Genomic DNA, 16,667 nt, shown 5'->3' with positions numbered 1-16,667 from the left:
CTCAGGCCTCGTCGCACGGGCGCAGCCGCCTGCACCGGCCTGTCCGATACGGTCGGAAGCCAAACACGCAGCCAAGGTCCTTGGATCCCGGCAAGCCTGACAATTTAGGCGGCGCGGCTCAACGCTCTGCCGGTTGCCTCATTCCACCGGCTGCGAAGGAGCCGGGCGGAGGGTCAGGAGCGCGGCAGCGAGGGTGACCGCCGCGATCCACCACCCCTGCCAGGCGCCATGGCTGACGAGCGCAATCGCACTGGTCGTCATGAGCGTGACCAAGCCGATGCGACGAATATCGGCCGGGGCGCCCGAAAGGCTTTTCATCACCCAGAGGACGAGCCCAGTCAGAAAGAGCGCGCCAATCGCCCCCAGCTCGACCCAGACCTGCAAAAACGCGTTATGGGGGTGGCCGACATTCAGCATTGTACGATAGGCGGGGTCGATCTCGGCTGCCACCGGATGACTGCCCATATGCGGCGAGGATGCGAAACCCGTTCCAAAGATCGGGTAACGGCGGGAGACATCGCCGAAGGCCTTCCAGAGCTCGATGCGCGCTTCCGAGTTCCCGGCCTTCGTGGCCTCGATCACTTTTTCGGGCATGATCCTCTCAACCGTGCTTCCGAAAAAGGGCTGCATCCAGATCAGCCCAAGAAGAACGACCGTGAGCAGCCGCTTCACCCAAACAAACGGAGCATAGCTGAGCGCAAAGGTCCCAGCTGCAGCAACCAAGCCGAGTTTCGCCGCCTCGCTTTCGGATTCGAGGATGGCGACCACGGTTGCCAGCAATACCAGCCAGCAGAGCATCCACCGCCTGTGAAACCCGATCAGGACGAGGACCGGTCCAAGCAGGAGAAGCAGCGTCACGACCGGCCTGTTGTGAACGAAAGTGGCGAGGCGCCCGCCGTAGAGATGCCGCAAGGGCAGTTTGAACAGGAGTTCGGCGACGATAAACCCGGCCGCGATCAGCATCGCCGTCGCAAGCGCTCCCACCATCCACCGGGGCGGGGGTGCGATGCGCCAGCTGACGATCAGGACCGCGCTCGAAACCGCGGGCAACACTGCCTCGCCCCACGAGAACAGGCCCAGAGCCGGCTTCAGAGCCCAAGCGAGCGTCACGAGGGGATAGACAATTCCACAAATGGCGAAAACCAGAGCGGAGCTTCGCAGCCCTTTCAGAGCCAAGCGATAGGAATCGCTGCCGTCGGAGACCAGGCGCGAGGCAAGAACGAATAAGGCAGCGCAGGCGAGAACCAACGGAGAAGAACGGTTGGCAACTGCCATCGCCATCGGAAGCAGAACGATCAATCCATGACCGATATTGTCCAGATGAATGCGAAGCCGGTCACGTTTATCCCCGGCCGATCGCAAAGGCATCTCTTCCGAATTCATAGAACTCTGCGCGACGGCTGCATACTTCCGCCTATAGCACTCTCTAAATTCAGCAAACATGCAATTTCCGTCGTCAAAACCTTAAATCCGGCCATAGGACCTTCGCGCGGCAGTGGCACCATTAAGCGAGAAGCAACTCTATTCATAGTCCGACGATGCTCCGCCGACCATGGAAAGGCGGAATGTCGCGATCTCAAGGCCGGCGCAGAACCCTATTGGGCAAGGTCCAACGATAGCTGACAGGTGAAGGCCGGGGCAATGGAACCCGAAGGGGGCGGAGGAACTTTGAGCGAGACGCCGGGTTTCGACCGCGGCCGGGGCGGCCCAAATGGAACGGGAGCCGTGCGTACATCCGGCACCGGCTCCCGCCTCCTTGACCGGCCGCCGCTGCAACCGGATTGGCTCATGATAACCCAGCCCGGCCGAACCGGGACGGTTCATAGGGATTAGCCCCCTCCTCCGACCGAGGGGCGCCCCGGACTTCTGAGACATGGCCAGGATGCATCAAAGGGGATGTTCCCCATTGGTCCGGCAGGCTAAAGCATCGGCTCACGGCAAATGGAGCTGACATGAGCGAGATGTTCTCTCTTCAGAAAGACAAGATCCGCGTTCTTTTGCTCGAGGGAGTAAACGACAGCGCTGTCGAGCTGATCAGGAGCGCCGGCTACACCAACCTGACCCATCTCAAGACCGCTCTCGACGAGGCTCATCTGATCGGAGCGCTGCAGGGCGTCCACCTGCTCGGCATCCGTTCCCGGACGCAGCTGACGGGCAAGGTGCTGGAGGCGGCGAACAGGCTGATCGCGGCCGGCTGCTTCAGCGTCGGCACGAACCAGGTCGATCTCGAGGCTGCCCGGCATGCGGGCATTCCGGTCTTCAACGCGCCTTTCTCGAACACGAGAAGCGTGGCCGAACTCGTCATCGGCGAGATCGTCATGCTGCTCCGGCGCACGTTCCCCAAATCCACCGGCGCTCATGCGGGACAATGGGACAAGTCGGCCGTCGACAGCCACGAGGTTCGCGGCAAGACCCTCGGCATCGTCGGCTACGGCAATATCGGTTCGCAGCTCTCGTATCTGGCCGAGGCCATGGGCATGCGGGTCATCTTCTTCGATCAGACCGACAAGCTGCGTCACGGCAACACAGAGCCCGCCGACAGCCTGCACGCTCTGCTGCGCGAGAGCGACATCGTCAGCCTGCACGTGCCCGAGACGCCCGCGACGCACGGCATGATCGGCAAGGCCGAGATCGCAGCGATGAAGAAGGGCGCCTATCTCATCAACAACAGCCGCGGCACGGTTGTCGACCTGGAGGCGCTCGCTGCGGCCTTGAAGGATGGACATCTGCGCGGTGCGGCCGTGGACGTCTTCCCTGTCGAACCCGCCTCCAACAAGGACGCGTTCGTCACGCCGCTGCAGGGGCTCGACAACGTTATTCTGACACCTCACATCGGCGGCTCGACGGAAGAGGCGCAGGAGCGCATCGGCGCAGAGGTCGCCAAGAAGCTCGTCGAGTATTCCGATGTCGGCACGACCATCGGCGCCGTCAATTTCCCGCAGGTGCAGCTGCCGCCACGGCTGACCGGCACACGCTACATCCACGTGCACCGGAACGTGCCCGGCATCCTAGGGCGTCTCAACAACGTGTTCTCGCAGCGCGGCCTCAACATCACGGCGCAGCACCTGCAGACTGACGGCGAGATCGGCTACGTGGTCATCGAAGCTGAAGGATCGCCCGAGCACAGCCGGGATACCCTTCACGAGATCCGCGCGCTCGACGGAACGATCCGCGCCCGCCTGCTCTATGCGCGCGGATGACAGGTCGAGTCTCTTAACCGCATCGCGACCTTCCTGGAGCATTCGCTTCCGAGGCATGGTACGGTCCGGTGCTCTCCCTTGCGAGGGCCCGATGCCGGTTGGAGCGGAAGTGGGAACGTGATTGCAGAACTTCACGTGAAGCTGCGTCGTCTGCTGCAGCAGACCGCCTCCAAATTCGCGCGGGCGACAGGCATGCCTGCGGTCGTCGCCGACGAGACGCATGTCGTGCACGACGAGGAGGACGTGCCGAAAGCAGACAGGATGGCCGAGCAGCATGACCGCGTAGCGTCCCTGCTGCCTTCGCTGGCACAGGCTTTGGGACATCAGGCTCCCGACCGCCTCCCCCGCGCCGTGCCGCCGAGCATCGAGGATCTGGACCGCTCCACCGACATGGACGCCTCGTTGGACACCCTGGCCGAGCAGATGCTGACCCTGGTCGAGATCGTCTCGGCCCAGGAAAAGGATATCAAGGCGCTCAAGGAGCAAAGCCGCCGGCTCGAGGAGCACGACCAGGCTATCGCGGTCGCCGTCTCCACCTTCTTCCATGTTCTGTCGGCGAGCCGCGTCGCCAAGCTGGGCGAGATCGCCAACATCCTGAATCACATCATCACCATTGCGGAGCAGGAGGGCCGTCCGCCGGGCTCGATCAAGTTTCTCCAAGACCTCGCCGGCATGCTGCAGGACGAGCCGCGTGACGAGGCACGCTGACGCCGGACTTATCCCCCGGTCTGTCAGGCGCGGCGCTGGTCGTTAACCATTTATTAACCATATCCTCTACAGCTTCGAAGCTGTCCTATCGGAATCGACGGCCGTGTGCTCGGCCGAACGAGACCGGGGCATCGGGGGAGGAAGCTGCGAATGTCGATAGAAAGGGCCGAGGCCGCTTTGGAGAGCGCGATTGCCGCTCACGTTGCCGCGTCCTTTCAGCGGAACGATCGGGGCGACGAACCCGAAACCACCGCCGCTCAGATTCGCAGCCGCATCACGGACCGTTTTCAGGCCGTCGAAATCCCGATCGAACAGGACAACCAGCCGCCTGCCCTCGTCGTCTTCTATCGGCGCATCGCGGCAGCCTTCGCGCCGATCGCGCGCGAGCCCGAATCTGCGGAGAGATCATCGAGCCTCGCCGATCTCAAGAACGGCCTCGCGACCCTGCGAAGCGCTCTGCCGTTAGCGCCTCAGAGATCCAAGCTGGATCATGCCAAGACGCGTCTCCTGATCGAGCGCCAGCAATTGCTGATGCAGAACGAATTCACGGAAGGTTTCGGGCGGATCGAGGTCTGGATCCTGTCGATCGCCGCCCTGACCCTGGTTCTCCTCGAAGCCGTCGGCATCGTCTGGGCGCTGCCGCTTCTGGCGCTGAGTATTGCCCGGTCCTGGCAGATGGACAGACGCTGCAAAGCCCGGCTCAGAAAGGTCGCAGAGATCGACGCTTTGGTCGAGCGCATCGATCTGATGCCTCAAACCGCTTGCTGACGGTCGGGACGCTATCCGGGCGTCATGACTGCTTCAGGATCGCCGCGGCCATTGCGATGTCCTGAACCGCGAGACCTGAAAAAGCCGAGACGGTGATCTGATCCTCAGCACTGCGTCCCCTGACCGTTCCTGACACGATCTCACCGATTTCGACGATCCTGTCCGCAGCCGATCTATTGTCGCCATAGGCATGGCCAATTTCTCCGCGCGAGCGCGCCTGGCTCCGGCTGTCCGTCACCGCGATGTCGGCGTTGCGGATGATGGCCTCGTCCAATTCCTGCTTGTCGGCACTGTCGGCGCCGATGGCCGTGATATGCGTTCCGGGCCGGATGTCGCGCCAATGGAGCAGCGGAGCGGCGCTCGCAGTTGCCGTGACGATCAATCGGCATCGCTCTGCCACCTCCGCTGACGAGCGCGCGATGTCGACGTTGAAATCCTTCCTGCGCATCCGCTTCGCATAGGCCGAAGCGCGCTCCGGGTTGCGGCCCCAGACCACGACATTCCGGCACGGGCGGACCGATTGAAGCATTTGAACCTGCAGCTCCGCCTGGATGCCGGTTCCGAGCACACCAATCGCATCGACGCTGGCAGGAGCGAGATGCTTTGCAGAGACGGCGCCGGCCGCCGCGGTGCGAAGATCGGTCAGCCGTCCGCGGTCGTTGAGCACGGCCATCAGCTCGCCCGTCGCCTTCCTGAAAACGAGAAGCAGGCCGTCGCTGCTGCTCAGACCGATCGCTGGGTTGTTCCAGAAACCCGAGGCGATCTTGATGACATAGGTGTCGCCGCCGGTCAGGTATCCGTACTTGATATGCACCTCGCCCGGCGGATCGCCGAACAGAAGTTCGCCGGGCGCCGGAACGACGGCTTCGCCGCGCGAGAAAGCTGCAAACGCATCCTCCATCAGGCCGACCAGATCGAGGCCTTCGAGACGTTGCTCGATCTGCGGCAGATCGAGAAAGGTGATCGAGGTTGCAGCGGCCATGGTTCCCGCGATCCTAACCGTTCAGGACAGAGAAGATTGCGTCGCGGTCGAAATTGGCGCCGCAGAGCACCACGACGTTCGTCTGTCCCCGGCAGCGTTCCGCCACCTTGAGGAAACCGGCAAGAGCAAGAGCCGCCGCACCTTCGACGATCTGGTTTTCCTTGAAGGCCAGTTCCTTAAGCGCATGCGCAATGTCGGCTTCCGTGCAGGTGACGACCTCGTCGATAACAGCCGTCGCCAGCGGCAAGGTCATGCTGTCCTCGTCCATGCCGCCGGCAACCCCGTCCGCGAGCGTGTCGAGATGTTCCGTTTCGACGACGCGCCCTGCCGCGATGGATGCGGCGAGAGCGGCGGAATTTTGCGCGGCGACACCAAAGACCCGCGTTCTCGGGCTGAAGCTTTTGAGAACCGCGCCGATGCCGCCGATCAACCCGCCGCCGCCCATGGCGATGAAGACATTGTCGATGGTCCCGGCCTGCTCGAGCAGTTCGAGCCCGATGGTGCCCTGCCCGGCGACGATCTCGGGATCGTTGTAGGGAGACACATAGACGAGGCCTCGCGTGGCGGCTTCGCGCTGTGCATGAAGCTCCGCCAATCCGCTCTCGGCGCCATGCAGGATCACGTCGACATTGTAGGAGCGGATTTTTTCGAGCTTCGCCTGGGCGACCGTCTCGGGGAGAACGACGGTCAGAGCCTGGCCGATGGAGGAGGCAGCCTGCGCCGAGGCGATGCCATGGTTGCCCGATGAAGCGGTAATGACTGCGCGCTCATTGCCGAGCGACGTCATCTTGCTGGCGGCACCGCGGATCTTGAAGGAGCCGGTGAGCTGAAAATTCTCGGCCTTGAAGAACACGGCGGAGCCGGTCTCGCGCCCGATCCGGCGCGACGGCAGCAGCGGCGTCTCATAGATATGGCTGCGGATGCGCCGGTGCGCCTGCACCGAACGGGCCGCGGATTCAAGAACGATGCTGTTCATGGCGTTACTCCGATCTCTGGCTCGTCGGCAATCCGAGCATCCGCATCGTCCTTCTCGCTCGCCCGCTGCGCAAGCCTCTGGAAGATCGCAGCGGAACACTCGGTCATCGCGACGAACTGCGCGACGATGATGTTTTCGTTCGGCGAATGAAGCATGGCGCCGTGATGGGTCATGCCGATGCCGACGATATCCGCTCCGAGCTGTTCGACGAAGGGATGCGACGTGCCGGAGGCGGGCGAGCTCGGCTGCACGATGGGTGCTTGCCCGAAATGCCTCTGCAGAAGTTCCTTGGCATCCCGGATGAACCAATGCTCCGTCGGGGAGCGGACAGGCTTGACGTTCGCATCGTGCACGACGAGCTCGATGTCGTCGAAGCCGTGGCGGTCGAGATGGGCGCGCAGCAGACAAACCACGTGCTGCGGATCCTGGTCGGGCACCAGACGGAAATCGATCTTCACGGAACCTTCCGCAGGCAGCACGGTCTTGGCTCCTTCTCCCGCATAACCGCCGGAGAATCCGTTGACGTTCATGCACGGTGCGAAGTTCATCGCCTGATAGAAATTCGCATCATCGATGCCCTGCAGAACCCGCTGCCCGCCCGTCGCTTGAACGAGGCTATCGAACGAGAAGGGAGGGCTGGACGCGAGATCGCTTTCGCCTTGCGCCGGCGCCCGGACGGCATCATAGAAGCCGTCGATCAGCACCCGTCCGGACCTGTCGCGCAACGATGCGGTCGCCGCGGCGAGGCGCCAGAGGGGATTGTCGAAGACGGCACCGAGGCTCGAATGCAGATCGGCCTTCGCGGTCCGGCAGCGCAGCTCGACGGCCATCACGCCCTTGAATCCGCAGAGGATGATGGGGCGCCCGCTCGAATCGATCTCGCCATATTCCCACCAGCAGACATCCACCCTCTCGCCCGGAAAGCGCCGCTTCAGGAACTTCTCCAACGACGGACTGCCGATCTCCTCTTCGCCGTCCACCAGCCAGATCAGCCGGAACGGCAGCGGGTCGGGATGCTGCTCCCGGAACAAACGCCAGCCTGCGAGGCGGCTGATGAACTCGCCCTTGTCGTCGGCGACACCGCGTCCGTACCATCGTCCATCCCGCTCGGTGAGCTCAAACGGCGGGCTGTGCCAAAGCGCGACGGGATCCTCTGGCTGGACGTCGAAGTGATTGTAGATCATGACGGTCAGCGGCCCGGCGCCGATCTCTCCGACGACATAGGGGCCGATCCCCCCGTCGCAGATCTCCGTTCGAAATCCGGCCTCGTCGAGCAGATCGCGCACGGCCTGCGCGCATTCGACGAGATTGTCCCCGCGCGCACTGACCGAGGGCAGGCTCACGAGACGACGAAGATCGTCGAAGGCACGGAGGAAGTGATCGTCCGGGATCATCGCCTTCGCTCGTCAGGCGAGGCCGCGGCGGGCGAGGAACCTGTCGAGACGGGAAAGCCCTTCCTCCAGATGCTCGGTCTTCACGCCGATGCCGATGCGGATATGGCTTTCGATGCCGAACCAGCTTCCGGCGACGACGAAGACGCTCTGCTCTTCCCGCAGCTCGTTCGACAGCACTTCCGACGGCATCTCGAAATCGTAGCGGAGGAACGCCATGCCGCCGGCTGCCGGGCGCTGCCAGGACCAGCGATTCCGCTTGGCGACCCAGCTTTCGACGATATCGGCATTCTCGCGCAGCAACGCCCTGCCTCGTGCCAGGATGCGCTCGCGGTTCCTCGGCTCCATGACGGCGGCACCGAGGATCTGGCTCAGGATCCCGCTGCCGATCGTGGTGTAATCCTGCCGCTTCGCCGCCTCCTCGACCACAACGTCCGGCCCGACGATCCAGCCGAGGCGCAGGCCCGGGCAGGCGAAGGACTTGGACAGGCTGCTGGTGACGATCACGCGCTCATAGGCGCCGTAGAATGTTTCCGTTTCCGCTCCGTCGATCTCGCCGCCGCGATAGATCTCGTCGACGAGGAGCCAGGCTTCTGTCCGCCGCGCCGCGTCGAGCAGCGCCTCGCGGCTGCGCTGCGACAGGACGGCGCCGGTCGGGTTGCCGGGATTGGTCACCGCAATCAGCTTCACGCTGTCCCCGGTCGCAGCCTTCAGGGCCTCCGGATCGACCTGCCAGCCCCGGTCGGCGAGGAGCGGAAGCCGCTGGATGTCCATGCCCAGCGCGCGGCCCAGTCCGTCGACCTGCATGAAGTTCGGAACGGCGAAGAGGACCTTGTCGCCGGGATCGATCATCGCCATCAGCGCGATCATCGTCGCCTCGGAGGAGCCGTTCGTCACCAGCACATTGGCGGCTGAGGCTTCGGGATACCAAGAGGCAATCGCCGACCTGAGATCGGGCCTGCCATCCGTCCAGCCATAGCCGAGCGGCAGGCGCAGCAGCGCCTGGGCCTCCTGCGCCGGCAGAATCTCCTCGATGGCGCAGGGATGAACCCCGCTCTCGGTGAGATTGATCTCGACGCCGTTCTCGAACAGCGTCTGATTCCGCTCCATGAGGAAGGTCTCGAACTGCACTCCCAATGCTCCTCTTCGGGCAAGCGACGCGATGAGGATAGCAGCCCTTGCCGGCCGCTCCGATCCCCGGATGCGGGACGGACCATGGCAGGAGCTAAATTAAACCGTCAAGTCCATTTTAGACTTTAAAGTCCAAATCTCAGGTGTTACACGACGTCTCCAGCCTGCCAGTCCTGTGGGGATGTCATGAAGATCGAAGAATTCACGCTCGAGCGCATCCAATCGCTTTACGAAAACACCGTCGAGTACAATCTCTCCGACAGTGGCGTGCATCCCTATTCCCTGCGCGAGCTTCTCACGCCCGAGCAGCAGAACCAGTTGCTCGACGTAGAGCTCGGCTATGGCTGGACGAACGGCCGCGTGGAGTTGCGGCAGGCCATCGCCAACCTCCATCCGAACCGCGACCCGGACCATGTGATCGTCACCAACGGATCGGCGGAGGCGAACTTTCTTCTCGTGATGTCGCTGCTCGAGCCCGGCGACGAGCTGGTGGTGTTCGTGCCGAACTACCTGCAGATCTGGGGCTGGGCGCGCGCCATCGGCGTGACGGTGAAGGAAGTGTTGCTGCGCGAGGAACTCGGCTGGATTCCGGATCTCGACGACGTGCGCAAGGCCGTCTCCAGCCGCACGAAGATGATGACGATCTGCAATCCCAACAACCCGACCGGCAGCGTGCTGCCGCGCGAAACCATGGACGGCCTCGTCGCGATCGCCCGCCAGCATGGGATCTATCTCCACGCCGACGAAGTCTACAAGGGAGCGGAGCTTGATCGGGACGAGCCTCCGAGCTTTGCCGATCTCTACGAGAAGGCCATCGTCACCAACGGCCTCTCGAAGGCGATGGCGCTTCCGGGCCTGCGCATCGGCTGGCTCGTCGGACCGGCTCAGGAGATCTACGCCTCCTGGCAGCGCAAGGACTACACCTCGATCACCACGGGCGCGGTCAGCGAGTTCGTGGCGGAGATTGCCGTGCAGCCGGCCAAGCGGCAGGAAATCCTGTCGCGCAGCAAGCGCATCCTGCGCGAGAACCTGGCCCTGCTGCAGCGCTGGGTCGACGCCAACAGCGACCTGTTCTCCTTCGTGCCGCCCAAGGCCGGCGGCATGGCGTTCCTCCGCTATGCGATGCCGATGAACTCGACCGATCTCGTGCATCGCCTGCGCGAGGAACGCGGGATCATGCTGCTGCCAGGCGATGTCTATGGCATGGACAACTACATCCGCATCGGCATCGGCGCACCGGCTCATCATCTCGAAGCGGGACTGGAGCGGCTTGCAGACTTTGTGCGAACCGAACTTGCATGAGCCGCGCCCGCAAAGCCGATGGGAAGACGGCATTGACGCCCGATCTGGCGAGCTATGCGCCTGTCTGCGATGCCATCGCGCTGCTCTTCCAGCCCTATGCCGAGGTGGTGCTGCACGATCTCGCCACCGAGACCGTGGTCCATCTCTCCAACCCCTTCTCGAAGCGGGAGCTGGGCGAGCCGTCGCTCCTGCACGAGATCGACTTCAAGCCGACCGACATCATCATCGGCCCCTATGAAAAAGTGAACTGGGACGGGCGGCGCATCAAATCGGTCAGCGCGGTCCTGCGCTCGGGCGAGAGGGCGATCGGTGTTCTCTGCATCAACGTGGACGTCTCGCATTTCCACGCGGTCATGCAGACATTGACCGCGCTCGTGGCCGTGCCGCAATCACCGGAAAAGCCCGCCTCGCTGTTCAAGGAGGACTGGCACGAGCGCATCAACGAATACATCCAGAGCTGGACGCGCGAACGCGGCCTCACCATTGCCGAGATGAGCCGGCCCCAGAAGCAGCAGCTCGTCACGGATCTTGCCGGCGACGGCGCCTTCGGCGGGCGCAATGCGGCGGCCTATATCTCGCGCGTGCTCGGCCTGGGCCGCGCGACGGTCTACAACTACCTCAAGAAGGATCAGGCCTGAGGCGGCAGAAGCGCGTCACGCAAAAGCTGCCAGCTCGCCCTGTCCGGTGCGCTGATGAGGCCGCCGCCCCGATTGACGGGACGGTACGGCGAGCCGTCGAAATGCGCGGTATAGCCGCCGGCCTCGCGATGGATCAGCCAACCCGCAGCGTGATCCCACGGCAGCACGCTCGATGAGAACGAGAAATGCAGATATCCGGCCGAGGTCTGGCGATAGGTATGCGCCGAGCAGCGCAGATCGGCCGCCATCGCGACCTGCGACAGGTTCCCGGTCACGACCGGGCGAAGCTCCTTCGGCAGGTAGCGCCATGACACGTTGCCCGTCATTTCCTCCAACGGCACCGCGGAAGCGACGCGAAGCGGAATGGTGCTGCCATCCGGGCGCTGCACCCAGGCGCCCTCTCCGCGAACGGCCACAGCCCAATCGTCGGAGATCGGGTCGAGGATGATCCCTCCGACAATCTCGCCCTTCATCACCGCCGCCGCCATGACGCCGAAGAGTGGCAGGCCGCACGCGAAATTCATCGTGCCGTCGACGGGATCGAGAATGAAGGCGAGATCCGCTTCGTCTAAGCCGTCGAGCAGCCTCGCATCCCGGCTGACGCCCTCCTCGCCGATCACACGCGCTCCTGGAAAGACCTTCAGCAATTCGGCTTCGATCATCCGCTCGGCGGCCTCGTCCGCGTCGGTAACGAGATCGAGTTGCGACGTCTTCGTGCGGATGGCGCCCGCCGACAGATTGCGAAATCGCGGCAGGATCTCAGTCTTTGCCGCATCCCTGAGGATCTCCGCGACGGTGAGGGCATCGGCTCTTGAGAACGGCATCGGGCTCATGAAATCCTGTGTTGTCGACCGTCCGGTCAGATCATCTCCAACGGCCGCTTGCGCTTAGGGGGCGGGAACTCGGCATCGATGGCGGCAAGATCCTCCGGATCGAGCCGGATCTCAAGCGCGCGGCAGTTGTCTCTCACGTGTTCGGGGCTCGAGGCTTTCGGAATCGCGATCACACCCGGCTTCTGCAAAAGCCAGGCGAGGGCAATCTGAAAGGCGCTCGCGCCGTGCTTCTCCGCAACCTTTTGCAGCGCGCCTCTGCGCGGAATCCGGCCCTGCTCGATCGGGCTGTAGGCCATGAGCGGCATGCCGCGCTCCGTCATCCATGGCAGCAGATCGTATTCGGGCCCGCGGCGGGTGACGTTGTACAGCACCTGGTTCGTCGCGCAGTTCGGACCGTCCGGAACCTCGAACAGTTCATCCATATCGTCGGTATCGAAGTTGCTGACGCCCCAACGGCGGACCTTGCCGGCGCGGCGAAGCTCCTCGAAGCCGATCACCGTCTCCTCGAGCGGCACGCTTCCGCGCCAGTGCAGCAGATAGAGGTCGAGCCTGTCCGTCTTCAGGCGCTTCAGGCTGCGCTCGCAGGCCTCGACGACGCCCCGGCGGCTCGCATTGTGCGGATAGACCTTGCTCACGAGAAAGAGGCGCTCGCGCTGCCCCGCAAGAGCCTCGGCGACAAGCTCCTCCGCAGCGCCCTCGCCATACATCTCAGCCGTATCGATCAAGGTCATGCCGAGTTCGACGCCAAGGCGCAGAGCCTCGATCTCCTGCGCCCGGCGAGCGGCATTCTCCGCGATCTGCCAAGTCCCCTGCCCGAGGGCCGGAACGGCTTCGCCTTTCGGCAGAGTGACAGTGAGGCTCATGTGCTTGTCTCCGCTGGAAACCGTCCAAGCTGCCGTGCCGACGGCTCCGACAAAATTATTGGAGACGGGGCGGCTTCATGAAACGGCCCCGATCGGCTGACCTGACGGTCACGTCGAACCTGTCACCCTCCCGTTCGAGGGTGAGCGGCACGTCGACACCCGCCGGCCCGAGCGCCCAGATCGCGCGATAGAATTCCGCCAGCGATGTCACAGCCTGCCCCGCGACCGCATGCACCTGATCGCCAGCCCTTAAGCCGGCGCGCTGGGCTGGGGCGTCGCCGGCCAGCCCGATGATCGTGATCTCATCGTCCTCGGCCTCTGCAACATAGAATCCGAGCCAGGGGCGCGGCTTTCTCCTTACCTGCCCGCGGGTCAGGAGATCGTCCAGGATCGGTTTCAGAAGATCGATGGGCACGCTCATGTTGAGGGGCACGACAGCCCCGCCGGACGCCTGATGCTGAAGCTGCAGCGAGCCGATCCCAACCAGATCGCCACGCGGGCCGATCAAGGCCGTTCCACCCCAGTTGGGATGGGCGGGAGCGGTGAAGACGGCTGAATCGATGAGGTATTCCCAATAGCCGGCGAATTCCTGGCAGGCGACGACTTGGGCGGCGAGCGAATGGCGCTGCCCGCCGCTGCCCCCCATCACGACCTGATCGCCGGGCGACAGGCGACGGGAATCGCCCAGGGCGAGGACGGGGATGCCCAGCGGCTCGAGAGACTGCACCAGACCGAAGCCGCTTTCGTAATCATAGGCCAGCACATGCGCCTGCACGACCCGGCCCTTGCTCGTGGTCAGCCACACCTCTTCCGCCTCGGCGATCAGATACCCGATCGTAACGACGAGCCCGTCATCCCGGATGGCGACGCCCTGCCCTGCCCGCTCGGTCCCAAGAGTCTCGGCCGTGAACGCATCGTCGGGAACCGTCGCCCTTAAGGAAACGACGGCGGCCAGAGCATTCTTGAGATCGTAGCCGAGGGTGCGCGGGTCGGGCTGGTATTCAGGAGGGATTTCCCATTCTTCGGGCGATTGCATGAAAGACTCCTCAGACCCTCTGCCGAGAGACCTTACCCTTTCAACATGGCAGGAAAAGCGGAGCCTTCAACCGGCCGCCAAACCATGACGCACAAAAAGCCGTGAGGTCGACTGACAGCCCGAAAGGGGCGGATCCGGGGAATTCCCAAGGTTCGATCTTGAATCAATTTGATCGGGCGAAAGGTCGGAGGTTCGGCTCAAGCAGCCTCGAAGGCGTCGAACCGCAACGCTTCACGGGGAGCGGTCCATGCCCGCTCCTGGTTCTTCTCGAGCATGCCGATGGCCTGCCGGGCATAAAGGCGAAACTCGTGCTTGAGGATCCTCGATGCAGTTTCCCAGGAGGCGTCCTGATGCCAGGCAACAAAAAACGCACGAGCGATATGCTCGATGTCCTGATCCGTCTGTTCCACCTGCGCCCCCGCAGCGAAGCCTTGCGGCCCTGCCCTTCGGATCGGAAGCCCTTCCAATCCAGCGTTGAACAAGGTGTCTGATTTGCGGGGTCGTGTCTGTATCAAAAAAGACACGGATCGACGGCAAAACTGTCGCTGCGGAAGTCATGCCGGCGAGATCGCACCTCGTCGCGACGCCGGGCCGCGGCCCAGTCTATGCGGCTTGCGCAGTCGTCAGGAAACGGTCGATATCCTGCTTCAGGCGCCGGAGCTGCTGATCCAGAGTCTGCCTGGCATCCGACACGTGCTGCGCCGCGACAGCGGCTGAGGCTGTCGATCCGGTCAAGGCTTCGATGCTGCGAACGACCGAATGCGTGTGGTCTGTCGTCTGGTGGACGCTGACTGCAATCTCGGACGTGACCGCAGCCTGCTCCTCGACAGCTGCAGCAATCGCCGTGGCGATGCCGCTCAACTCCACCATGATCCGGCCGATCCCGTCCATATCGGCAACGCTCTGCTGGGTGGCTTCCTGAATCGCGCCGATGCGCGAGCCGATTTCGGTTGTCGCTTTGGCCGTCTGGTTGGCCAGGGTCTTGACCTCCTGCGCCACGACGGCGAAGCCCTTGCCCATCTCGCCGGCACGGGCCGCTTCGATGGTCGCGTTCAGGGCGAGCAGATTCGTCTGCGCCGCAATCCGTTCGATCAGATCGACCACGCCGCCGATCTGCCTGGCCTGCTCCGCCAAGCCTGTCACGGAATCCTTCGTGCGCTGCGAACTCTCCAGGGCATGCCGCGCAACGTCCGCCGAGCGGCTGGCCTGCTGGCCGATCTCGCGGACGGACGCCGCGAGCTGCTCCGTCGCCGCAGCTCCCGACTGCATGTTCGATGCCGTTCGCTCGGCCGCTGTCGTGACCTGGATCGCCAAGGTGCTGGCATCGCCGGTCGCCTCATCGAGCGCAGTGGCGCTCTCCGACAAAGCGTCGCTCGCCTGTCCCGAGATCTCGAGGCTTTCCTGAACCGCATCGGAAAACGAAGCGACGGCTTGCGACAGCGCCTTGCCTCTTCGCTGACGGTCTTCGACGAATGCGTCCTGATAAACCGAGATGGCAAGGTCCATATCGAGCATCACCGCCCGATTGACCACGCTCAACTTGCGCGCCAGCGACATGCCGTTGAAGCGGTGCTTTCTCGAGAGTAATTGAACCAGCTCGTTCAGAATGAAGACGTAGCCACCGATATACCACCGTGGCTCCAGGCCGATCTTGTTGTGAATGAGACCGATGCGGCGGACCCCTTCGAGGTAGGAGGCGTCGAAGTTGCCGCTGAAGAGCCGGCCCCAATGCTGCAGCTGGGCGGAGACCAGCCGGGATTGCTGCGTTCCGATCATCTTCGACAATGCCGGCTGCCGGTGCATATGGGCGTAAAAGCGCTTGAGGATCCTCGGCAGCTCCGGCGCCACCTGCTGCCACAGGGAGCGAAGCTCCTGACAGGCAGTCTCGTCGATGCCCATGAACTTGAGCCGCTCCGTGAGAGATGGATCGGTCTGCAAGGCGTTCCCCCAAAATCTAAATCAGGGGACGTCCTACGGCATTTGGCTGGGTTGAGGCTTGCCGGCCCAAGGTGCGGCAATTTTGTCCGCCTTCCCATGAAACCAACGCCTTTACCAAGCATTAACCTAAGCCTTATTGCGGGGGAAATCGATGCTTGATAACATTGCAGACGATCCTGGATCCTTCATTGCCTCCACCCGACGCAACGCGCCGCTCCTGCCCCATTCGGTTCAAGAGCACCTCGGACGGATGCTCAGGGCGGATTATTACGAGCGCGCGGAAAAACCTCGCTATCTCGGCGACCCTGCCCTTCCGCTCGAGTTCGACTCCTATCTTTATCACCTCGAGCAAAAGGATAGAGCCGTCAGGGTCGCGCGGATTCGCGAACAGGGAACACAGGCCGTTGCGGATGCCCTGTCCGGACTGACACGTTAAAACCGAAAGCGTTGCAGGCGCGGCCCATCGACAGAGCGGTTCGATGCCTCGGATGCGCAATTCATCTGAGGTTAACGGCCACTCGGCATTTTGATCTGAATGGAACTTCGCCGTCGCCAACGAATTCGTCTGCAAGCATGACACCGCATAGCGGCCGAGCCGTTCTCCGGCAGGCATTCAGACATCTGGAACATGAGGTTCCGGGAAAAGTCGCGTACGTCCTCCGCAACCTCCGCCATCCCAATGCAAGATGGATCAGGATTCCCGTGGGCATCCTCCTGATGCTGGGCGGGGTCGTCTCGATACTGCCATTCCTTGGATTGTGGATGCTGCCCCTCGGGTTGCTCCTGATCGCCTATGACGTGCCCTTCCTGCAGAAGCCGGTGGGACGCTTCACGCTTTGGGCGATCCAGAAATGGGCGGTGCTCCGGCAGAGGCTCTTTCCGGAGCGGCCGCAGAATTAAC

Annotated in this window: 17 protein-coding genes; 7 read left to right on the top strand and 10 right to left on the bottom strand. The window is 63.3% G+C overall.

What is annotated here, in order from left to right:
- Positions 1 to 138: 138 nt before the first annotated feature.
- The gene (locus tag BB934_RS20065) at positions 139 to 1,299 is read right to left on the bottom strand and encodes an O-antigen ligase family protein (protein WP_210422112.1); all 1,161 of its coding nucleotides are present in this window, start codon (positions 1,297 to 1,299) and stop codon (positions 139 to 141) included.
- A gap of 653 nt (positions 1,300 to 1,952) precedes the next feature.
- On the opposite strand from BB934_RS20065, the gene serA reads away from it, so the two are divergent.
- The 3 genes from serA (at position 1,953) to BB934_RS20050 (ending at position 4,676) form a co-directional block, all read left to right on the top strand.
- Positions 1,953 to 3,200 carry a phosphoglycerate dehydrogenase gene (gene serA / locus BB934_RS20060; RefSeq protein WP_099511204.1) on the top strand — a complete coding sequence of 416 codons (1,248 nt, stop codon included), beginning with the start codon at positions 1,953 to 1,955 and terminating at the stop codon, positions 3,198 to 3,200.
- A gap of 117 nt (positions 3,201 to 3,317) precedes the next feature.
- Positions 3,318 to 3,908 (top strand): hypothetical protein, encoded by a 591-nt coding sequence (locus BB934_RS20055; RefSeq protein ID WP_099511203.1) that lies wholly within the window; start codon positions 3,318 to 3,320, stop codon positions 3,906 to 3,908.
- Positions 3,909 to 4,058: 150 nt separating this feature from the next.
- A complete protein-coding gene (locus BB934_RS20050) occupies positions 4,059 to 4,676 on the top strand; it encodes a hypothetical protein (protein WP_099511202.1) in 618 nt (205 codons plus the stop codon).
- 22 nt (positions 4,677 to 4,698) lie between these two features.
- Here BB934_RS20050 and BB934_RS20045 read toward each other — a convergent pair whose 3' ends face one another.
- The 4 genes from BB934_RS20045 to BB934_RS20030 are packed head-to-tail and all read right to left on the bottom strand — an operon-like array spanning position 4,699 to position 9,156.
- Entirely contained in the window at positions 4,699 to 5,658 is a 960-nt protein-coding gene (locus tag BB934_RS20045; RefSeq protein WP_099511201.1) for a Rossmann-fold NAD(P)-binding domain-containing protein, read from the bottom strand.
- A 13-nt stretch (positions 5,659 to 5,671) separates the two neighbouring features.
- Entirely contained in the window at positions 5,672 to 6,634 is a 963-nt protein-coding gene (locus BB934_RS20040) for a pyridoxal-phosphate dependent enzyme (protein WP_099511200.1), read from the bottom strand.
- The gene (locus BB934_RS20035) at positions 6,631 to 8,028 is read right to left on the bottom strand and encodes a M20/M25/M40 family metallo-hydrolase (RefSeq protein WP_099511199.1); all 1,398 of its coding nucleotides are present in this window, start codon (positions 8,026 to 8,028) and stop codon (positions 6,631 to 6,633) included. The genes BB934_RS20040 and BB934_RS20035 overlap by 4 nt, the downstream gene beginning before the upstream one ends.
- Before the next feature lie 12 nt (positions 8,029 to 8,040).
- Positions 8,041 to 9,156, bottom strand: coding sequence for an aminotransferase class I/II-fold pyridoxal phosphate-dependent enzyme (locus BB934_RS20030; protein ID WP_099511198.1), 1,116 nt, complete (start codon positions 9,154 to 9,156; stop codon positions 8,041 to 8,043).
- Positions 9,157 to 9,342: 186 nt separating this feature from the next.
- On the opposite strand from BB934_RS20030, the gene BB934_RS20025 reads away from it, so the two are divergent.
- Together BB934_RS20025 and BB934_RS20020 are read left to right on the top strand one after the other, a co-directional pair.
- Entirely contained in the window at positions 9,343 to 10,458 is a 1,116-nt protein-coding gene (locus BB934_RS20025) for an aminotransferase class I/II-fold pyridoxal phosphate-dependent enzyme (protein ID WP_099511197.1), read from the top strand.
- Positions 10,455 to 11,096: a helix-turn-helix transcriptional regulator gene (locus BB934_RS20020; RefSeq protein ID WP_099511196.1), complete on the top strand. Its 642-nt coding sequence runs from the start codon at positions 10,455 to 10,457 to the stop codon at positions 11,094 to 11,096. The genes BB934_RS20025 and BB934_RS20020 overlap by 4 nt, the downstream gene beginning before the upstream one ends.
- On the opposite strand, the gene BB934_RS20015 is transcribed toward BB934_RS20020, so the two are convergent.
- The 5 genes from BB934_RS20015 to BB934_RS19995 all read right to left on the bottom strand — a co-directional run bounded on the left by BB934_RS20015 (position 11,087) and on the right by BB934_RS19995 (position 15,766).
- Positions 11,087 to 11,929: an inositol monophosphatase family protein gene (locus tag BB934_RS20015; protein ID WP_418294710.1), complete on the bottom strand. Its 843-nt coding sequence runs from the start codon at positions 11,927 to 11,929 to the stop codon at positions 11,087 to 11,089. The genes BB934_RS20020 and BB934_RS20015 overlap by 10 nt on opposite strands.
- Positions 11,930 to 11,955: 26 nt before the next feature.
- Positions 11,956 to 12,792 (bottom strand): aldo/keto reductase, encoded by an 837-nt coding sequence (locus BB934_RS20010; protein ID WP_099511195.1) that lies wholly within the window; start codon positions 12,790 to 12,792, stop codon positions 11,956 to 11,958.
- Between the two features lie 55 nt (positions 12,793 to 12,847).
- Positions 12,848 to 13,828, bottom strand: coding sequence for a S1C family serine protease (locus tag BB934_RS20005; RefSeq protein WP_099511194.1), 981 nt, complete (start codon positions 13,826 to 13,828; stop codon positions 12,848 to 12,850).
- A gap of 197 nt (positions 13,829 to 14,025) precedes the next feature.
- Positions 14,026 to 14,238, bottom strand: a complete 213-nt coding sequence (locus BB934_RS20000; protein WP_157934233.1) for a hypothetical protein — start codon at positions 14,236 to 14,238, stop codon at positions 14,026 to 14,028.
- A gap of 193 nt (positions 14,239 to 14,431) precedes the next feature.
- Entirely contained in the window at positions 14,432 to 15,766 is a 1,335-nt protein-coding gene (locus BB934_RS19995) for a globin-coupled sensor protein (RefSeq protein ID WP_237050026.1), read from the bottom strand.
- Between the two features lie 151 nt (positions 15,767 to 15,917).
- Here BB934_RS19995 and BB934_RS19990 point away from each other — a divergent pair, with 151 nt between their 5' ends.
- Complete coding sequence (locus tag BB934_RS19990; RefSeq protein WP_099511192.1) at positions 15,918 to 16,202, top strand: hypothetical protein; 285 nt, start codon at positions 15,918 to 15,920, stop codon at positions 16,200 to 16,202.
- A gap of 266 nt (positions 16,203 to 16,468) precedes the next feature.
- On the top strand, positions 16,469 to 16,666 hold the full coding sequence (locus tag BB934_RS50580; protein ID WP_335645575.1) for a hypothetical protein: 198 nt from the start codon (positions 16,469 to 16,471) through the stop codon (positions 16,664 to 16,666).
- Position 16,667 lies beyond the last annotated feature (1 nt).

The sequence above is a fragment of the Microvirga ossetica genome, assembly GCF_002741015.1.
Taxonomy (GTDB): Bacteria; Pseudomonadota; Alphaproteobacteria; order Rhizobiales; family Beijerinckiaceae; genus Microvirga; species Microvirga ossetica.
Note: the sequence above shows the minus strand (reverse complement) of the source record. Positions and strands in the feature narration are given on the sequence as shown.

Coding starts and splice junctions, on each gene's coding strand:
- BB934_RS20045 (WP_099511201.1), bottom strand. CDS start 5,658: ATGGCCGCTGCAACCTCGATCACCTTTCTCGATCTGCCGCAGATCGAG.
- BB934_RS20035 (WP_099511199.1), bottom strand. CDS start 8,028: ATGATCCCGGACGATCACTTCCTCCGTGCCTTCGACGATCTTCGTCGT.
- BB934_RS20025 (WP_099511197.1), top strand. CDS start 9,343: ATGAAGATCGAAGAATTCACGCTCGAGCGCATCCAATCGCTTTACGAA.
- BB934_RS19990 (WP_099511192.1), top strand. CDS start 15,918: ATGCTTGATAACATTGCAGACGATCCTGGATCCTTCATTGCCTCCACC.
- serA (WP_099511204.1), top strand. CDS start 1,953: ATGAGCGAGATGTTCTCTCTTCAGAAAGACAAGATCCGCGTTCTTTTG.
- BB934_RS20050 (WP_099511202.1), top strand. CDS start 4,059: ATGTCGATAGAAAGGGCCGAGGCCGCTTTGGAGAGCGCGATTGCCGCT.
- BB934_RS20015 (WP_418294710.1), bottom strand. CDS start 11,929: ATGAGCCCGATGCCGTTCTCAAGAGCCGATGCCCTCACCGTCGCGGAG.
- BB934_RS20005 (WP_099511194.1), bottom strand. CDS start 13,828: ATGCAATCGCCCGAAGAATGGGAAATCCCTCCTGAATACCAGCCCGAC.
- BB934_RS20020 (WP_099511196.1), top strand. CDS start 10,455: ATGAGCCGCGCCCGCAAAGCCGATGGGAAGACGGCATTGACGCCCGAT.
- BB934_RS20010 (WP_099511195.1), bottom strand. CDS start 12,792: ATGAGCCTCACTGTCACTCTGCCGAAAGGCGAAGCCGTTCCGGCCCTC.
- BB934_RS20040 (WP_099511200.1), bottom strand. CDS start 6,634: ATGAACAGCATCGTTCTTGAATCCGCGGCCCGTTCGGTGCAGGCGCAC.